The sequence below is a fragment of the Aequoribacter fuscus genome, assembly GCF_009910365.1.
In the GTDB taxonomy this organism is placed as follows: domain Bacteria; phylum Pseudomonadota; class Gammaproteobacteria; order Pseudomonadales; family Halieaceae; genus Aequoribacter; species Aequoribacter fuscus.
Genome location: NZ_CP036423.1, coordinates 2,964,942 through 2,980,027, shown reverse-complemented (window position 1 = coordinate 2,980,027; position 15,086 = coordinate 2,964,942). Strand labels below are relative to the sequence as shown.

General features: G+C 46.1%; 13 protein-coding genes and 1 pseudogene. 7 read left to right on the top strand and 7 right to left on the bottom strand.

Going from position 1 to position 15,086, the window contains the following annotated elements; genetic code table 11:
- Positions 1 to 52: 52 nt before the first annotated feature.
- On the bottom strand, positions 53 to 649 hold the full coding sequence (locus EYZ66_RS13675; RefSeq protein ID WP_083814392.1) for a TetR/AcrR family transcriptional regulator: 597 nt from the start codon (positions 647 to 649) through the stop codon (positions 53 to 55).
- A 77-nt stretch (positions 650 to 726) separates the two neighbouring features.
- Between EYZ66_RS13675 and EYZ66_RS13670 the strand changes: the two genes are divergently transcribed.
- The 4 genes from EYZ66_RS13670 to EYZ66_RS13655 are packed head-to-tail and all read left to right on the top strand — an operon-like array spanning position 727 to position 6,820.
- The gene (locus EYZ66_RS13670; protein ID WP_040816864.1) at positions 727 to 1,209 is read left to right on the top strand and encodes a cytochrome b; all 483 of its coding nucleotides are present in this window, start codon (positions 727 to 729) and stop codon (positions 1,207 to 1,209) included.
- 4 nt (positions 1,210 to 1,213) lie between these two features.
- On the top strand, positions 1,214 to 2,518 hold the full coding sequence (locus EYZ66_RS13665) for an efflux RND transporter periplasmic adaptor subunit (RefSeq protein WP_009576389.1): 1,305 nt from the start codon (positions 1,214 to 1,216) through the stop codon (positions 2,516 to 2,518).
- The gene (locus tag EYZ66_RS13660; RefSeq protein WP_009576388.1) at positions 2,515 to 5,601 is read left to right on the top strand and encodes an efflux RND transporter permease subunit; all 3,087 of its coding nucleotides are present in this window, start codon (positions 2,515 to 2,517) and stop codon (positions 5,599 to 5,601) included. The genes EYZ66_RS13665 and EYZ66_RS13660 overlap by 4 nt, the downstream gene beginning before the upstream one ends.
- Positions 5,602 to 5,611: 10 nt before the next feature.
- The gene (locus EYZ66_RS13655; protein ID WP_009576387.1) at positions 5,612 to 6,820 is read left to right on the top strand and encodes an NnrS family protein; all 1,209 of its coding nucleotides are present in this window, start codon (positions 5,612 to 5,614) and stop codon (positions 6,818 to 6,820) included.
- Positions 6,821 to 7,855: 1,035 nt separating this feature from the next.
- Here EYZ66_RS13655 and EYZ66_RS14420 read toward each other — a convergent pair.
- The 5 genes and pseudogenes from EYZ66_RS14420 to EYZ66_RS13630 form a co-directional block, all read right to left on the bottom strand.
- Entirely contained in the window at positions 7,856 to 8,035 is a 180-nt protein-coding gene (locus tag EYZ66_RS14420) for a YkvA family protein (protein WP_412767118.1), read from the bottom strand.
- Between the two features lie 55 nt (positions 8,036 to 8,090).
- Positions 8,091 to 9,113 (bottom strand): annotated as a pseudogene (locus EYZ66_RS13645) (IS481 family transposase); the annotation flags it as partial.
- 105 nt (positions 9,114 to 9,218) lie between these two features.
- Entirely contained in the window at positions 9,219 to 9,509 is a 291-nt protein-coding gene (locus tag EYZ66_RS13640; RefSeq protein ID WP_009576384.1) for a YkvA family protein, read from the bottom strand.
- Positions 9,510 to 9,646: 137 nt separating this feature from the next.
- On the bottom strand, positions 9,647 to 10,882 hold the full coding sequence (locus EYZ66_RS13635; protein ID WP_009576383.1) for a tyrosine-type recombinase/integrase: 1,236 nt from the start codon (positions 10,880 to 10,882) through the stop codon (positions 9,647 to 9,649).
- A gap of 198 nt (positions 10,883 to 11,080) precedes the next feature.
- On the bottom strand, positions 11,081 to 11,950 hold the full coding sequence (locus EYZ66_RS13630; RefSeq protein WP_009576382.1) for a YicC/YloC family endoribonuclease: 870 nt from the start codon (positions 11,948 to 11,950) through the stop codon (positions 11,081 to 11,083).
- 105 nt (positions 11,951 to 12,055) lie between these two features.
- Between EYZ66_RS13630 and rph the strand changes: the two genes are divergently transcribed.
- A complete protein-coding gene (gene rph / locus EYZ66_RS13625; protein WP_009576381.1) occupies positions 12,056 to 12,778 on the top strand; it encodes a ribonuclease PH in 723 nt (240 codons plus the stop codon).
- A gap of 22 nt (positions 12,779 to 12,800) precedes the next feature.
- Here rph and EYZ66_RS13620 read toward each other — a convergent pair whose 3' ends face one another.
- Positions 12,801 to 13,568: an exodeoxyribonuclease III gene (locus EYZ66_RS13620; protein WP_009576380.1), complete on the bottom strand. Its 768-nt coding sequence runs from the start codon at positions 13,566 to 13,568 to the stop codon at positions 12,801 to 12,803.
- Between the two features lie 193 nt (positions 13,569 to 13,761).
- On the opposite strand from EYZ66_RS13620, the gene pyrE reads away from it, so the two are divergent.
- Together pyrE and EYZ66_RS13610 are read left to right on the top strand one after the other, a co-directional pair.
- Positions 13,762 to 14,412 carry an orotate phosphoribosyltransferase gene (gene pyrE, locus EYZ66_RS13615; RefSeq protein WP_009576379.1) on the top strand — a complete coding sequence of 217 codons (651 nt, stop codon included), beginning with the start codon at positions 13,762 to 13,764 and terminating at the stop codon, positions 14,410 to 14,412.
- Between the two features lie 12 nt (positions 14,413 to 14,424).
- A complete protein-coding gene (locus EYZ66_RS13610) occupies positions 14,425 to 15,084 on the top strand; it encodes a hypothetical protein (protein WP_009576378.1) in 660 nt (219 codons plus the stop codon).
- The last annotated feature ends 2 nt before the right edge of the window (positions 15,085 to 15,086 follow it).

The window sequence follows — 15,086 nt, the reverse complement described above, 5'->3', positions numbered from 1 at the left end:
GTTCGGCTGAGCTTCGCAAAACGGCACATATCCGCCGCTCACATTTGATGGGCTAACTAATTAAGACATCAATCAATTTGAGGGATAAATGATTGCCACTAGCTACTAAATCGAAGCTCTTATCACTCAATCCCCATCGTACAGCCTGCCCCTGTATTAATGATGTTAAATATTTGGCTACATCAGGCACTGTAATTCCCGATTGGTCACGACCAATGAGCGCCTCTTCAATCAGAGAGGAGAGATGGCTATCAAACACAAACAGTGTTTCTCTGATAATCGTTCGCAGCTCTTCATTCTCCGTGTTTAACTCACGTGAAAAGAGAATCAAGGGCAAAGCTGGTGTATTTTGAATAAGTTCAAGCTGGCAATGGACTAATCGAGCAACTCGCTGTTTGGCATCCACCTCCTTGGATAGGAGTAAATTTTCAGCCCATTCGCTCTTCAGTCCATCAGTGACTTTGCGTATTGCTGCTACCCACAACTCATCTTTATTTTTGAAATGGCGGAAAACCGTTCCCTGAGTGACTCCAATTCGCGCTGCGATATCACTGGTAGTAAGGCGGTCTGGTCCTATTTCATAAGCCAACTCTAGAAGTGCATTGATAAGTTCATCCTTGCGCTTTGATGCGGATATTCTTTTTAGCAAAACGTTTTCTCTTGTAAGTAATTAAATACTAACATAACATTAGAACTATCTAATTAATAGTTTAAGGACCCAAAACCATGTCCGATCAATTACGCTGGTATAGCAAAACTCAAATCGTACTCCATTGGATTACAGTAGCCCTTGTTATAGCTCAATACGTGCTTCATGACTCTATTGTAAACGCTTGGGAACTCATCCAATCAGGCAAGTCTGTTTCATTTGATCCGCTGGTGCTATCACACGTAGCTGGCGGTATCTTTATAGCATTAATTGTACTCATACGATTGCGTTTGAGGTCAATAAGCACCCATGAAACAAAAGACTTACTCGGCAACAGATTATCAAACATAGCGCATAAGCTTCTCTATGCAATTTTACTGATGATGGTACTTAGCGGTGGAATGGCATGGTTCTTCAATATTGACGCTGCGGCCAATGCACACAACCTTTTTAAGGTATTACTTTTAATAACAGTTCTTGGGCATGTTTTAGCTGCTCTTTACCATCATTTCATAATGAAAGATGGTTTATTGAATCGAATGTTTCTTGCAAGGAAGTAACAAGATGCAGTGGACTCGTTACTTAAAGTTTGGAATTCCTATTGTTGTTGGTATTGCTGGAACTGCATTACTACTCAACGGTGTCAAACCACCAGAAAAGAGCGCATCGTTAAAAGAACTCAAAGCGGTTAAATACCTAGTTGTTCAGCCCGAGGAAGCATTCTCAGAGCTGTCGATTTCGGGAACAATTGAGGCAGGCGACAAATGGTCGGCTGTTGCACAGGTTAAAGGGGAAATTTACCGATCAAATGACTCAATCGTTGAAGGGCTTTGGGTTGACGCTGGTGATGTCATTCTCAAGATAGATCCTTTGGACTATGAGCTTGCTATTTCTCAAATTAGTGCAGAGTTGTCTGGCATTGAGTATGAGCTTTCACTTCTGAGCGCCGAGGCAGAAAACACTCAGCGGATCTTAGATTTAGAGCAGCGACAGCTTACCTATGCAAAAGCGGATCTAGATCGAATCCAAAAGCTATATGCCAGCGGATCCGCAACACGTAAGCAATTAGATGATATCCAAAGGGCCACTCTGACTTCGGAGAAGATCGTTACAGACATTAATAATGGCTTGTTGCTTGTAGAACCTAAAAAGCAGAAGCTGCTAGCTCAAAAGCAGGCGTTAAGTATCTCATTAGAGCGTGCACATAGGGATTTAGCTAGAACAGATATTATCGCACCTTACCCACTTAGGATATCTAAGCTGCTTGTTGAAGACTATCAGGCTGTTAACGTTGGACAGCCTTTAATTGAAGGGATAGGCATTAAATCAGCGGATGTTACTGCACAAGTAAACATCGATAAGTTTAGAAATTTAATCGGTCTAAATACGCCACCTTCCACGCTGGATAATGAATTTGTAACAGGTACATTAAACAAACTGGTTTCTGCTGAAGTGCGAACAGTTGGGAGCGTAAGCGAATCTTGGAAGGGAGAGGTGATATCTGTTCGCTCTGAGTTAGATAACCGAGCAAGAACACTTCAAATCGTAGTAAGGGTAGATGATCCATATTCGAGCCATTCAGCAGCTCAGAACTTCCCGCTGTTACCAAATCAACCCATTGAGTTGGTATTTAGAACGATTCAGCCCTCAAGTGTAATTACGATTCCATTATCTGCGATCCACCAAGATCAAGTTCTATTGCTAAATGAAGAGAATGAAATTGAGTTTCGAGAAGTCCAGCTTGGTCTCATGCAAGAGAACCAAGTGAAAATTATGAGCGGGCTCAACGCGGGTGACAAATTGATACTCGACTCTCTGATAACTGCAATACCAGGACAAAAGTTTACTGGGATTGAGGTAGCGAAATGATTCGATGGTTTACATCTCATCCCACTGCAGCCAATTTACTTCTTTTAGTGTTTATAGCCGTTGGATCGTTTTCAGCACCGACACTTTTACGAGAGACATTTCCAGACTTTCGCCCTGTCGAGGCAGAGGTATCTGTCGTTTATCGTGGCGCAACACCTTCAGATGTTGAAAAGAAAATATGTGAGCCCCTATGGGATGCCGTTCAATCGGTTGAATCACTGAGTGAATTTGTCTGTACTGCACAAAACAATCTGGCTCACGCTGTAGCTACAATGCAGCCAAGTGGAGATGCTGTTAGGTTTGTTAGCAATCTAAAAACTGAAATCTCGGCAATAGATTCATTTCCAACATTGGCTGAAGCTCCTGTTATTCGTGAACTTCATCGCACAGATTTAGTGGCCTCTGTCGCGGTATCTGGTGAGCTACCACTGGAACAACTTGATCACTACTCAAAGTATCTACAAGACCAATTAGCTTCACTCGATACTGTAGCGAAAGTTATTCGTTCTGGTGTTGGGGAAAGAACCTGGTCAATACAGGCTGACCCTCGTGTTTTAAAAGAGTACGGTTTAACAACTTCCTCTATTGCTAATGCACTTAAGCAACAAAGCATCAATCTTCCAGCTGGTACGCTTGAAGGAGAAAGCGGTGAGTACAACATCAGATTTGACACCGAAGCGCTATCAAAGAATGCACTATTAAATTTGCCTATTGTCACGTTAACCAATGGTGCCGTGATCAAGCTGAGTGATATCGCTAGGGTAGATGAAAAATATGAGCCATCGAGTAATGCAGCTTTTTTAGATGGTGTTCCCGTCATTCTACTTGAAGTGCACAAACCCCTAGATGCTGATGCTTTAAGATCTCTCGACGACTTAACAAATACGGTGAAAGCCGAGCAAAGCAGAGGAATTGGTTCGATTAACCTTGAAGTCGTTCAAGATGTAACTTCAATAATACGTGATCGATTAACAATGCTTGTTCAAAACGGTGTCGTTGGTCTTGTACTAGTTATACTTGTAATGAGCCTATTCTTCAGACCTGCTTATGCTGCATGGGCAGCAATGGGATTGCCTGTAGCATTTCTAGGCGCCTTTGCTTGGATGTCATTGACAGGTGAAAGTTTAAATATGATCACCGTAGTTGCGTTACTTATGGCCATAGGGATTGTCATGGACGATTCCATTGTGTTATCCGACTCCATAGCAGTGCACTCACACGGCAACGTTACTTTGCCTTCTGTAGTTCAGGGCGTTGTAGCGGTTGCTCCAGGTGTAGTCTCTTCATTCCTTACAACTGTATCAGTATTTTTGCCGTTATCCTTTTTAGCGGGTGAGCTTGGCGCTGTGCTTGAGGTACTTCCAGTCGTTCTTTTAGCTGCGTTAACAGCAAGCCTAGTTGAGGCTTTTTTCATACTTCCTCATCACCTTAAACAAAGCCTAACTAAATCGAATTATTCGCCCAACAAATTCAAAGTCCGCTTCGAAGAGATCTTTAATTCATTTAAAGAGCGGGGCATTGGCAGGCTAGCAGACTGGGCTATTAATCATCGCTGGCTAGTTGTTGGAGTCGCTGTTGGATTATTGATCATTACTATTGGAGCCTTAGGTTCTGGCGTAGTAAAGCGTGAAGCAATGCCTGAAATTGATGGCGATGTAATTGAAGCACGAATTTTGCTACCCATGGGTGTATCGCTCGCTAGAACTGAAGAAGCTGTCCGCCAGGTGGAAGACGCCCTTGCACGTGTGAATATCGAGCTGAAGTCTAAACAACCGCAACAACAGGACCTTGTTAAACGTGTGATAACTCGATTCGGAAGAAATTTATCTGTCGGAGAGAGCGGAAGTCATGTGGCAACGGTTTCAGCTGACCTCTTATCTGCAGAGATCCGAAATACAACGCTCGATGAACTCATAGAAATATGGAAGCGTGAAATTGGTGTATTACCAGGAATCACATCTTTAATTCTTACAGAGCCAGGTATCGGTCCACAGGGTATAGCTGTTGAGCTAAGACTATTCCATGAGGATTTAGATTTGCTTTTTAGGGCTTCGCAAGATCTATTAAGTGAAGTAGAAAAGTACCAAGGTGTATTAAACGCCAAACATGATTTAAATGTTGGCAAGCCTCAACTTGGTATGCAGATAACTTCTGACGGACAAGCTTTAGGCTTAACGCCATTAGCTATTGCTAATCAGTTGCGCGGAGCATTTCTTGGCGAAACCCTTGATGATATTCGCGTTGGTGAACTTCAATACGCGATTGAAGTTAAGTTTGCGGATGACAGCACGCAAGACATCAACGATCTGTTCGCGTTTGAGCTTCAGCTGAATGATGGATCAACTGTTCTCTTACCTAATGTTGTAAAGCTTTATGAAACTAGAGAGTGGAGTTCAGTTACACAACGAAATGGAGCAAGATCTGTAACAATTCAAGCGGATGTGGATGGCCGAATAGCCAATGCTGATGCTATTACTGCAGACATCAAGAAAACCTTGCTTCCAAATATCCAAGCAAATTACTCAGGTATTGCTTTTGAGGTTGCTGGACAAGCAGCGAATTCGGCTGAAACTGTTGCCTCTATTCTTCGTGGGTTCTTGATTGGAATAGTAGGGGTATATCTAATTCTTTCATTCCAATTTAGGAGCTATGTTGAACCCTTGATAGTGCTCCTAACTATCCCAATGGCATTTCTTGGCGTTGTATGGGGTCACTATTTGATGGGGTACAATATATCTATGCCATCACTTGTTGGGGCAGCATCGCTATCAGGTATCGTTGTAAACAATGCAATACTGTTAATAGGCGTCATCAAAGAGAGAGTTTCTGATACCAAGTCGGTAATAGATGCTGCTAGCGAAGCCGTTCGCTCAAGATTTCGTCCTATTTTTGTTTCAGTTTCAACGACCATAATGGGAATGGCGCCATTACTCACGGAAACATCGACTCAAGCACAAACCCTTAAACCACTGGTGATTTCTGTTGTGTTTGGTTTGCTAGCATCGACAGTATTGGTCATGATTGTTGTTCCTTCACTATATGCAATTGTTAATGACCTGAAATCTAAGTCAGCGACAAACTAAGAGACTATTTGTGGCTCTATTACAAATTGATGGATCCGTTACTGAAGAAAACAATACGAAGAGGCATCACCCTGCTTTTCTAAACGCAGCATTCAGGCCATTCTTCTTGCTTGGTGCTGCGTTTGGTGCATTAAGCATACCCGCTTGGGCTCTTAGTTTTCTCGGTTTGATTAAGTTTGATTTCTATGGCGGTGCCTATGCGTGGCACCTACATGAAATGCTATTCGGTTTTTTTCCAGCTATTATGGTTGGGTTTCTTCTAACTGCCGTTCAAACCTGGACAAAACGTAAATGCATTGAAGGATGGTGGTTAGCTGCTCTTGTACTGATATGGCTTCTAGGTCGAATAACACTTGCCTTTCAACCCGCCTTCTTTCGTGATTACATAATCGTCATAGATCTTCTCTTCTTGCCAGCCTGTGCGTTTTTTTTAGCACGCCCGATACTGCAGGCTAAGATGTGGAGAAATCTCTTTTTTGTACCTCTTCTCCTTGTGATGGCAATGCTAAATGCGATTTTCCATTTGTCATTGTCGAATGACTCTATCATCGACATCACCACCATTTCACACGCCATGGTCATCCTAGCTGCGCTAGTAATGAGCATAATGGGAGGACGAGTCTTTCCTATGTTCACAGCCAACGGAACAAAGACACCTCGGGTTAACTCTATTGGGTGGTTAGAGCAACTTTCGATTCTAAGCATTGTGATTGTGTTTATTACAACTTTGACTCAAAACTTTGTACCGAACACTCTTAGCATTGCCGTTCTATTCGTGGCGGGGATTTCAAATCTATATAGGGCTTTGCGATGGAGACTATGGGTGACCTTTCAGGTTCCACTAGTATGGTCCTTACATCTTAGTTACTTAGCTATGAGTCTAGGTTTTATTCTACTCGCCTTTGCGAAAATGCATTTAATACCGAGTATTTCAATTGGTTTTCATTCGATCACGGTTGGCGGAATGGGGCTTATGATCTTATCGATGATATCGAGAGTTTCATTAGGCCATACGGGACGACTAATTAAGGCTAATGCTTGGGTTACTTGTTCCTTATTAGCCCTGAGTTTAGCTGCGGTTGACCGTGTTACAGGATCATTACTCGGCATAGAATATTCAATTGTTATAGCGTCATCAGCTCTTCTTTGGAGTATAGGCTTTTTGATTTTTGTGTTTGCCTATATAAGAATTTTATTCTCTGAAAACATGTCGCGATGATGTTGAAATGATCCTTGAAACGCGGGTTATTAATTTAACGTGAGTGTCTCAAATGGGTCGTGAATAGCCGTCCAGCCCTAATTTAAAGCGGACGGATCAGGTATCACTAGGTATTTGGTTATCCGTCCGTTAATGGTTCTAGAATGTGGTTGTATCCAAGCCAGTAATCAGAGGATCTAGGACACTGTATGCAACCACTTATTCAAACACCGAACCTAGGTCCAGTATCAATATCGAAGCACGTCGTCAGGTACTTCATTAAAGAGCAGGCTGACGGTGATGAAACAACCGCCACGAATGACGCTATACGTATTTTACAAAGTGCAGAGATAGATCAGCTAGTAATACCTGTACCCTCACCAGGGCTCGAGTTCTGGGTACATCAATCAAGTTCTTTGGTATTTACTGCGCTGCCTAAGGATGGATACAAGCTAGTTTCCATGGTGATCAAGAGGGACATGTCTGACTTTGTATTCGACAAAGAGTAGCTGCTAGTTATCTGTACTTTCATGTACGTCAAAACATGTTCTGTGTAGAGGCTTGTATGTAAAGGTTCTTGGATGGGAACTTGAGAACTGGGTGTATGGTCGTGTAGGTAAATCAGGGTATGCAGAATTGCGCACCCAACCCCTATGCAGGGTTGCACATTGACTGCACCATGAGACACTTAAAGTGAATTCTCAAAACACCGCGGCGATGACAGTAAGTCCTAGGATATCATCGCGATAGTTAAGATTACTGGCAAGAACATAAAGAACAATACCCAGATCAAAACTGAAACCTTCGTAAGTCTCCAAATGGTCTTCTTATGAGGCACCTCCGGAACTTCAAAGCGGATATTGCTGGCGGCTTTATAGACCTGATCTGAAGCTGCACGAGTCGTTCTTAAACCCCATTTTCCAGCTCTACGAAAAGCCTTTAGTGCAACATACGTAGCTATTCCTATGACAATCAAAAACACAGAGAAAGTGACCATATTACGCTCGCCTCAAAGCTGTAGGTGTTTAATTTATTTGCCGAAAAGAACTTTCGTGTTCAATCTAGAAGCGAAGCGGTAGTTTCTCTGGCTTGAGCTTTCACGTCTTCATCGATAACGTCATACAGGCTTTTTGCAGCTAAAGCGATAAGGGCAATATCGTCGGTATAACCGAAGACAGGAGTAAGGTCAGGAATAGCATCAATAAAGCTAATGAGGTGTAGTAATCCAGACTTGATCTGACAGTTACCGATTTTGACGAAGGTGTCTGTCAGGTCAAATTCAGTTCACGAACTTTTCCTGCCAGATACGTTTGCCATCGATTAAAGTCTCGATGGGTGTTCTTCCACAGCACTGCTTACCCTGATGGGTACGCTCATTGTTGTAATAATCAATCCAAGTGTCCAGATCCAATTGTAGCTCGTCTAACGAGCCGTAGATTTTTCGGCGCAGCGCTGGCTGATAGAACTCCTGCAGTATCGTTTTGTGGAAGCGCTCACAAATGCCGTTTGTTTGTGGATGACGAGCTTTGGTTCTCGTGTGCTCAATGTCGTTAATTGCGAGATACAACTGATAATCGTGGCTGTCTGCTTTCCCGCAATACTCGGTTCCTCGATCGGTAAGTATGCGTAACACGGGCAGATCGCGTTCAGCGTAGAACGGCAGTACGCGGTCGTTGAGCAAGTCCGCTGCGGTGATTGGCGTCTTGGTCGTATAGAGTTTGCAGTGAGCTGTCTTGGCAAATGTATCGACATACGTTTGCTGATACACGCGACCAACGCCTTTGAATGTGCCGACGTAGAATGTGTCCTGCGAGCCGAGATAGCCAGGATGAGCGGTTTCTATCTCGCCGCATACCTCATCATCGATCTTCTTGCGCTCCAGTGCCTGAACCTGTGATTCAGTCAGGATCAAACCTTCTTCCGCGACTTTGGCTTCCAGAGCCTTTAGTCGCTGTTTGAAGTTTGCAAGATCATGACGCATCCAAATTGAACGTACGCCGCTTGGGGATACAAACACACCTCGCTTGCGCAGTTCATTCGAGACTCGAACTTGGCCGTGGGCTGGCTGCTCAATAGCGTAGCTTGTCACTGCTAATTCGATGGATGAATCGACACGATTCTTGAAGTTGGGGACTCTTCGATTCTGGTCAAGAAGGGCATCGACACCTCCGTCACTGACGGCTTCTTTGTAGCGATAAAACGTGTCTCGAGACACGCCCATCATCTTGCAGGCTTTGGAGATGTTGCCCAACTCGTCCGCTAAATTCAGCAGACCCACCTTGTGTTTAACAATCTTGTCATTAGTATGAAGCATGAGGGTTACCTTTGGTTTCGGTTGATTTCAGGTTTAGTCACCTTCAATCAAAACCGGTAACCCTCTCTTTTTCAATAAGAGGTGTCAGATTTGGTCTGAACTACTTCAAATGAGGTAACCGAGAGTCCCATAAATAATCACCTTATCTTTTGTGTCGAGCTTATCGCTTTGAGCCGCGTAGTAAAGTAAAAGCGCTGATTCCAGGCCTTCGCGACCGATGCTGCTAGCGTAGTTCTTGCATTTATCCCAGAAGCTTTCCTCGGAGTAATCATCCCGGTACTCCTCCTCCAGCTCATTCAAAGATGGCACTTCAACACTTGCGGAGAAGGCTGGATCGTTTGCGGCTATTGCTTCTTCTTCACTGCTGAGACTCGATAAGTCCAAATGTAATTTCACAGGAAATCCTTTTCGTTGGCAACATGACAAAAATTTACATTACCGAGCCTACAATGTCATCTCATGTGGCCAACCGTCACTTTAGACGGTCGGCTTGGTGAGGAAGCAGGTTTTAGACTTGCTTATGTTCTGCGCACCTAGTTTTGTTGAACCGTCTGTAACCTAGTTACCTTTTCAGCCAACAAGCCTAGCGCCTCCCTCCGTTCTTCGAAGTAATCGTGCTTATTGTAGATTCCTTCTACGCCTTTCAGTTTATGGTTCAAACAACGCTCCGCCACATAACCCGGCGTTCCTTGCTGCGCTAATAAGGTTCGACAGGTACGTCGTAAATCGTGGACTGTGAAGTGCTCCATATCACCCATCAAGTTCGGTGGCTGCTTCTTCTTGCCAGCCTCCCGACCGAAGAGCTTCGAAATTGCCCGGTTCAATGTATCCGCTCCCATGTGAGGCTTGCTAGCTGTTCTGCGACTGGGGAGGACATACTCTGAGCCAATCGCTCTAACTTCCAACTCTTGCAGCCAGGCAACAACAATTGGAGATAACGGTATATCTAGACCGACTCCTGTTTTGCTTCGTGTTGCCGGAAGCTTCCAAATACCGTCACGAAGGGAAAACTCCTCCCATCTCGCTTCACAAAGTTCTGATTTCCGGACTCCTAAAGTTACCAACAGGAGACAGGCAAGGTAATTGTCCCGGCTGAAGCTTTTGCTGTTCTGTCTAGCAACGTCAAGGAAGTGTCTGAGTTCAGACTCTGTAAGCGCGCGCTCTCTACTTTTCTCTAACCCACCGGCGTCTTTGAAAGTGAACGGTGAGGCCGGATTAAGCCCAATCAAGTCGAGCTTTACCCCGTGATTGAATAGCTGTTTACAGTAACCCAAAGCGTCATTCGCAATTGCCATTCTTCCTGACTTCTTAATTAACTCGATGAGGCTACGGATATCACGCGCGGTAACCTGAACTAGTTTGTACTCACCAATCTGAGGACCAATCTCTTTCTCGTAGACACGTTTTGGAATCTCTGGGTGTTTCAATCTAGATACGAGCGTTGGATACCAGTCGGCAAACAAGTCATCCACAGTCTGTATACTCTCCTGCTCTTCACGACGCTTTGCTAGCAGAGGATCGACGCCTTCTCGGAGTTGCTTCATCTTAGATGCAGCCTCAAACCGCGCATCCTTGAGCGATAGGTCGGTGCACTTACCGAGTGTCATCTCTTTACGCCTCTTGTTCGCTGAATAACGCAACATCCAAAATGCGGTGCCTGATTTTGGAACGACTAAGTAGAGACCACCACCATCAGCGTAACGACCAACTAGACCTTTGCTAACCTTGGATTGAATCTCTTTAGCAGTGAGATTTTCTGATTTACTCATTGATGCACCGGTGGTTTTTGCCTAGAGAATTCTGATAATACCCACCACTTAGATTCCAGTAAACATCGAAATACCCACCAATATACCCACCATTAAAAATTGGATTTAGAAATACACAGCTGGACTTTACAGGACATAGCTCAATAAAAAACCCAGTAAATACTGGGCTTTCAGGATGAATTGAGACAAACCTGTATTTTACTCTATATTCTGGATCTGCTCGCGCATCTGTTCGATCAGCACCTTAATCTCGACGGCGGCCTGGGTGATGTCCGTGTGGATCGACTTTGATGCGATGGTGTTTGCCTCTCGGTTAAGTTCTTGCATCAGGAAGTCGAGCTTGCGCCCGCAGGGACCACCCTGGCTTAGAATTCGCAGCATTTCGTCAAGGTGAACGCCAAGGCGGTCGAGCTCTTCCTCAAGGTCGGATTTCTGGGCGAAGATTACCAGTTCTTGCGCTAGGCGCTGTTCGTCTACAGATATTGCCGTGTCTTCAAGTTTTTGCCTCAGCCGAGTATGGTAGCTTTCACGCGCTGCGGGGTATGTGCTGTTAATACGCTCGATCTGTGCGCGAATATCGTTTACCCGGTCTTGCAGTGTTGTGGCTAGACTCTCGCCCTCGCGCTGTCGTGACTCGATGAGTTGCCCCAAGGCCTCTGCCAAACAGCCCAACACGGCAGGTTCGATTTGTTCAATACCGATACTTTGCTTTTCTAGTACGCCGTCCCACTGCAGAACTTCAAGCGCGTTGGCTTTAGCTAGGGTATCGCCTGCCTGTTGAGCAACCGCTTGCAAAAGCGCTAACACGCTGTCGAGCTTGCGTTGGTTGATGGTCAGAGCTGACTCGCTGTTGGTGGCGGTGCCCAAGCGAATACCGATATCGACTTTGCCGCGCGCAAGCGTTTGCTTTACCTGCTCGCGGATTTTTGCCTCTAGGCTGTTTAGTGACTCTGGGAGCCGTAAATAAAGGTCGAGGTGGCGTTGATTGACGCTGCGAATCTCAACTTGAATGCTGCTGCCCTGTTGGTCTGCTTCGGCTCGGCCAAAGCCTGTCATGCTGTGAATCATAGCGTCTCCTTTTGCTCGCGATTGTAGCACCACCTAGTCGGATGTGCGATTCGCTCGGTTGCGGGCTCAGGCTTTGCTATACTAGAGCCCTTTGGGAGTCAACTTATGCAGCGACCCAGCGGGCGCCAGCCACACGAGCTTCGTGAAATCACTATTTCACGCAATTACACCTGTCATGCCGAGGGCTCGGTACTCGTCGAGTTCGGCCGTACAAAAGTCCTTTGCAATGCCTCGGTCTCCGAAGGTGTCCCTCGATTTCTGCGCGGCTCTGGTCAGGGTTGGATTACCGCAGAATATGGCATGCTACCCCGGTCGACGGGATCGAGAATGGATCGCGAAGCAGCGCGCGGCAAACAGGGCGGTCGTACTCTAGAGATTCAGCGTTTGATTGGACGCTCTTTACGTGCGGTTGTGGATCTTAAGCGTCTAGGTGAATACACCATCACCGTCGACTGCGATGTGATACAAGCCGATGGCGGTACGCGTACGGCGTCGATCACCGGCGCTTGCGTGGCACTCGTTGATGCCTTAAACGGCCTGCAACGGGATAAGGCGTTAAAAACGGATCCTTTAAACCAGCTCGTGGCTTCGGTGTCAGTGGGTGTTTATCAGGGCGTCCCTGTGCTTGATTTGGACTATCCGGAAGACTCCTCGGCTGACACCGATATGAATGTGGTCATGGGTGAGGACGGTGGGCTCATCGAGGTGCAAGGCACGGCTGAGGGCGCAACCTTCGATCGAGCTACCTTGAATCAAATGTTGGATTTAGCCGAAGCCGGTATTCGAGACTTATTTGAAGCACAGCGTAAGGCCTTGGCCCAGGGCTAGTGTGGGGTTGGACCTAGAGGCCTTAGACCTCTAGGTCGTAATCCATGATCACGGGGGCGTGCGTTGAAAAGCTTTTCGCCTTGTAAATGACGCCGTAGTCGATGTTGTACTTTAGTCCTTTGGACACCAGCTGGAAGTCCGTGCGCATGCCGTCAACACCCACTTGCCCTCCTGGCCAAAAACTGTACTCATCGCTGTCGGAGTTCACTTCTCTAAAGGCGTCAACGTAGCCCAGCTCCATGATTTCATCGAGGCTTTGGCGCTCTTCGGCTAAGAACCCAGGCAACTTGCTGCGACGCTCGGTGTATTCAACATCTTTGGCTTTGTGTGCGATGCGCCAGTTGCCGCAGATAATAAACTCGCGCCGTTTGTGGCTGACCTTTTCTAAGTGAGCAACAAGAAGCTGATAGAACTCGTTTTTGCGGGCTTGCGCGGCCGCGTCGTTGGGCGCTGCGTAAGGGGCAATCAAAGAGCCTATACTTACGTTGCCAAAGTCGGCTTGGATATAGTGGCCGTCCATGTCAAAGTCCGTGAAGCCCAATCCAGTCATAATCGCTTTTGGTAGTTCTTTGCAATAAATCGCAACACCGTCTTTTTTGGAGTCGTTGAGATTGTCGTAGAAGTAGGCATTGTATTCGCGCGGAAAGAAGGAATCTTTCCGTAAGTCGTACTCGGAGCAGCGGATATCTTGGATACAAATGAAATCCGCGTCTTGGTCGCGAACCCATTCGTAAAACCCTTGTTTTTCGGCCTCGATCAATCCGTCGGCGCTAAAACTGATAACCCGCATTCATAGCTCCCTAATACTAGAATGTGTATGATACCTAACATTAGGACGTATGAGTATGTTTAAAGCGTGTCATTCGTTGTTTTATTTTAATTAAGTTGACGCCAACAACCATGAACGTGATGCGAACTGCATCAAAATAAAGCATTTAAGGGCTAAAGTGGTGCGTTGAGTCATAAGGCGAGGAATAGCGGAAGTGCGAGCCTATCAAAACCGGTTTATCGAGCTTGCTAAAAAGCACGATGCGCTCAAGTTTGGCGAATTTACTCTAAAATCGGGGCGCGTTTCGCCTTACTTTTTTAATGCCGGTGCGTTCAATAGCGGTGCAACCTTGGCAGAGTTAGGTCGATGTTATGCGGATTGCATTATGGCTTCTGGGATTGAGTTCGATGTACTGTTAGGCCCTGCCTATAAAGGTATTCCGCTCGCGGCCGTAACCGCAGTCGCATTAGCCGATCAGCACGGTTTGGATGTCCCGTTTGCCTACAACCGTAAAGAAGCCAAAACACATGGCGAAGGTGGTGTTATGGTGGGTGCGCCGCTCGAGGGGCGAATTTTGATCATCGATGATGTCATTACGGCGGGAACGGCAGTGTCAGAAGTTATCGACATGATCGATACTGCAGGTGCGCAAGCGGTGGGCGTGGTTATCGGATTGGATCGGCAAGAAAAACTTGATGGTGAGGCTTCCGCGGTGCAAACCATTTCGGCTAAGTTCAATTTGGCGGTAGCAAGTATCGTGAACTTTGCTGACTTGATTGATTATTTAGGGCAGGATCGGGGTGCAGATGACAGTGTATTGCTTGCTATGCAACACTATCGTGCTAAATACGGTGCGACAGAATAATAGGATACGCACATGATCAAGAGCCGACTCCCGCTATCGTACCTTGTGCTTATTGTCGCTTGCCTGGGTACCAAAGATGCTGTCGGGGCAAAAGAGTTATATAAGTACAAGGATGCCTCGGGTATCCCTGTGATTAATGATCGTTTGCCGCCCGAGGCTGTGCCCTTAGGATACGAGGTCTTGAGCGAGGACGGTGTTGTTATTCGAGTTGTGCCGCCTCAAATGACGGAAGAAGAGTTGGCGTTACAAAGCGCTCAGGAGAGAGAGGCGCAGGCAAAGCGCGACGCCGCCGCTGCGCAAAAAGCTCGAGATGAATCCCTGTTAATGCGGTATAGCTCGGTTGCCGATATCGAGGCCGCTCGAGAGCGGGCGCTTCAGTCCATTCGGATTCGGGTGAGCATATTAAGAAGCAATGTGCGTTCAGCGGTGCAGCAAATCGAAAACTATCAGGCGCAGGCCGCTAACATTGAGCGCAGTGGTGGCAAGGTGGATGAAGCGACCAGCGAGGCGATCGAGATTGCGAGGCGCAGACTCGCATCAACCCAAAAGGCTCTGGCTGAACGCGAGATTGAGATCGACAAGGTCATCGCCGAATATCAAGTGGACATCGATCGGTTTAAGCACCTTGAGGATCAGGTGGAAATGCGGCGCACACTCTCCACACAAGAGTAGCC

Bases quoted from the DNA above. Each gene is read 5' to 3' on its own strand.
- rph (WP_009576381.1), top strand. From the start codon at position 12,056: ATGCAGCGACCCAGCGGGCGCCAGCCACACGAGCTTCGTGAAATCACT.
- EYZ66_RS13670 (WP_040816864.1), top strand. From the start codon at position 727: ATGTCCGATCAATTACGCTGGTATAGCAAAACTCAAATCGTACTCCAT.
- EYZ66_RS13665 (WP_009576389.1), top strand. From the start codon at position 1,214: ATGCAGTGGACTCGTTACTTAAAGTTTGGAATTCCTATTGTTGTTGGT.
- EYZ66_RS13635 (WP_009576383.1), bottom strand. From the start codon at position 10,882: ATGAGTAAATCAGAAAATCTCACTGCTAAAGAGATTCAATCCAAGGTT.
- EYZ66_RS13610 (WP_009576378.1), top strand. From the start codon at position 14,425: ATGATCAAGAGCCGACTCCCGCTATCGTACCTTGTGCTTATTGTCGCT.
- EYZ66_RS13630 (WP_009576382.1), bottom strand. From the start codon at position 11,950: ATGATTCACAGCATGACAGGCTTTGGCCGAGCCGAAGCAGACCAACAG.
- EYZ66_RS13660 (WP_009576388.1), top strand. From the start codon at position 2,515: ATGATTCGATGGTTTACATCTCATCCCACTGCAGCCAATTTACTTCTT.
- EYZ66_RS13620 (WP_009576380.1), bottom strand. From the start codon at position 13,568: ATGCGGGTTATCAGTTTTAGCGCCGACGGATTGATCGAGGCCGAAAAA.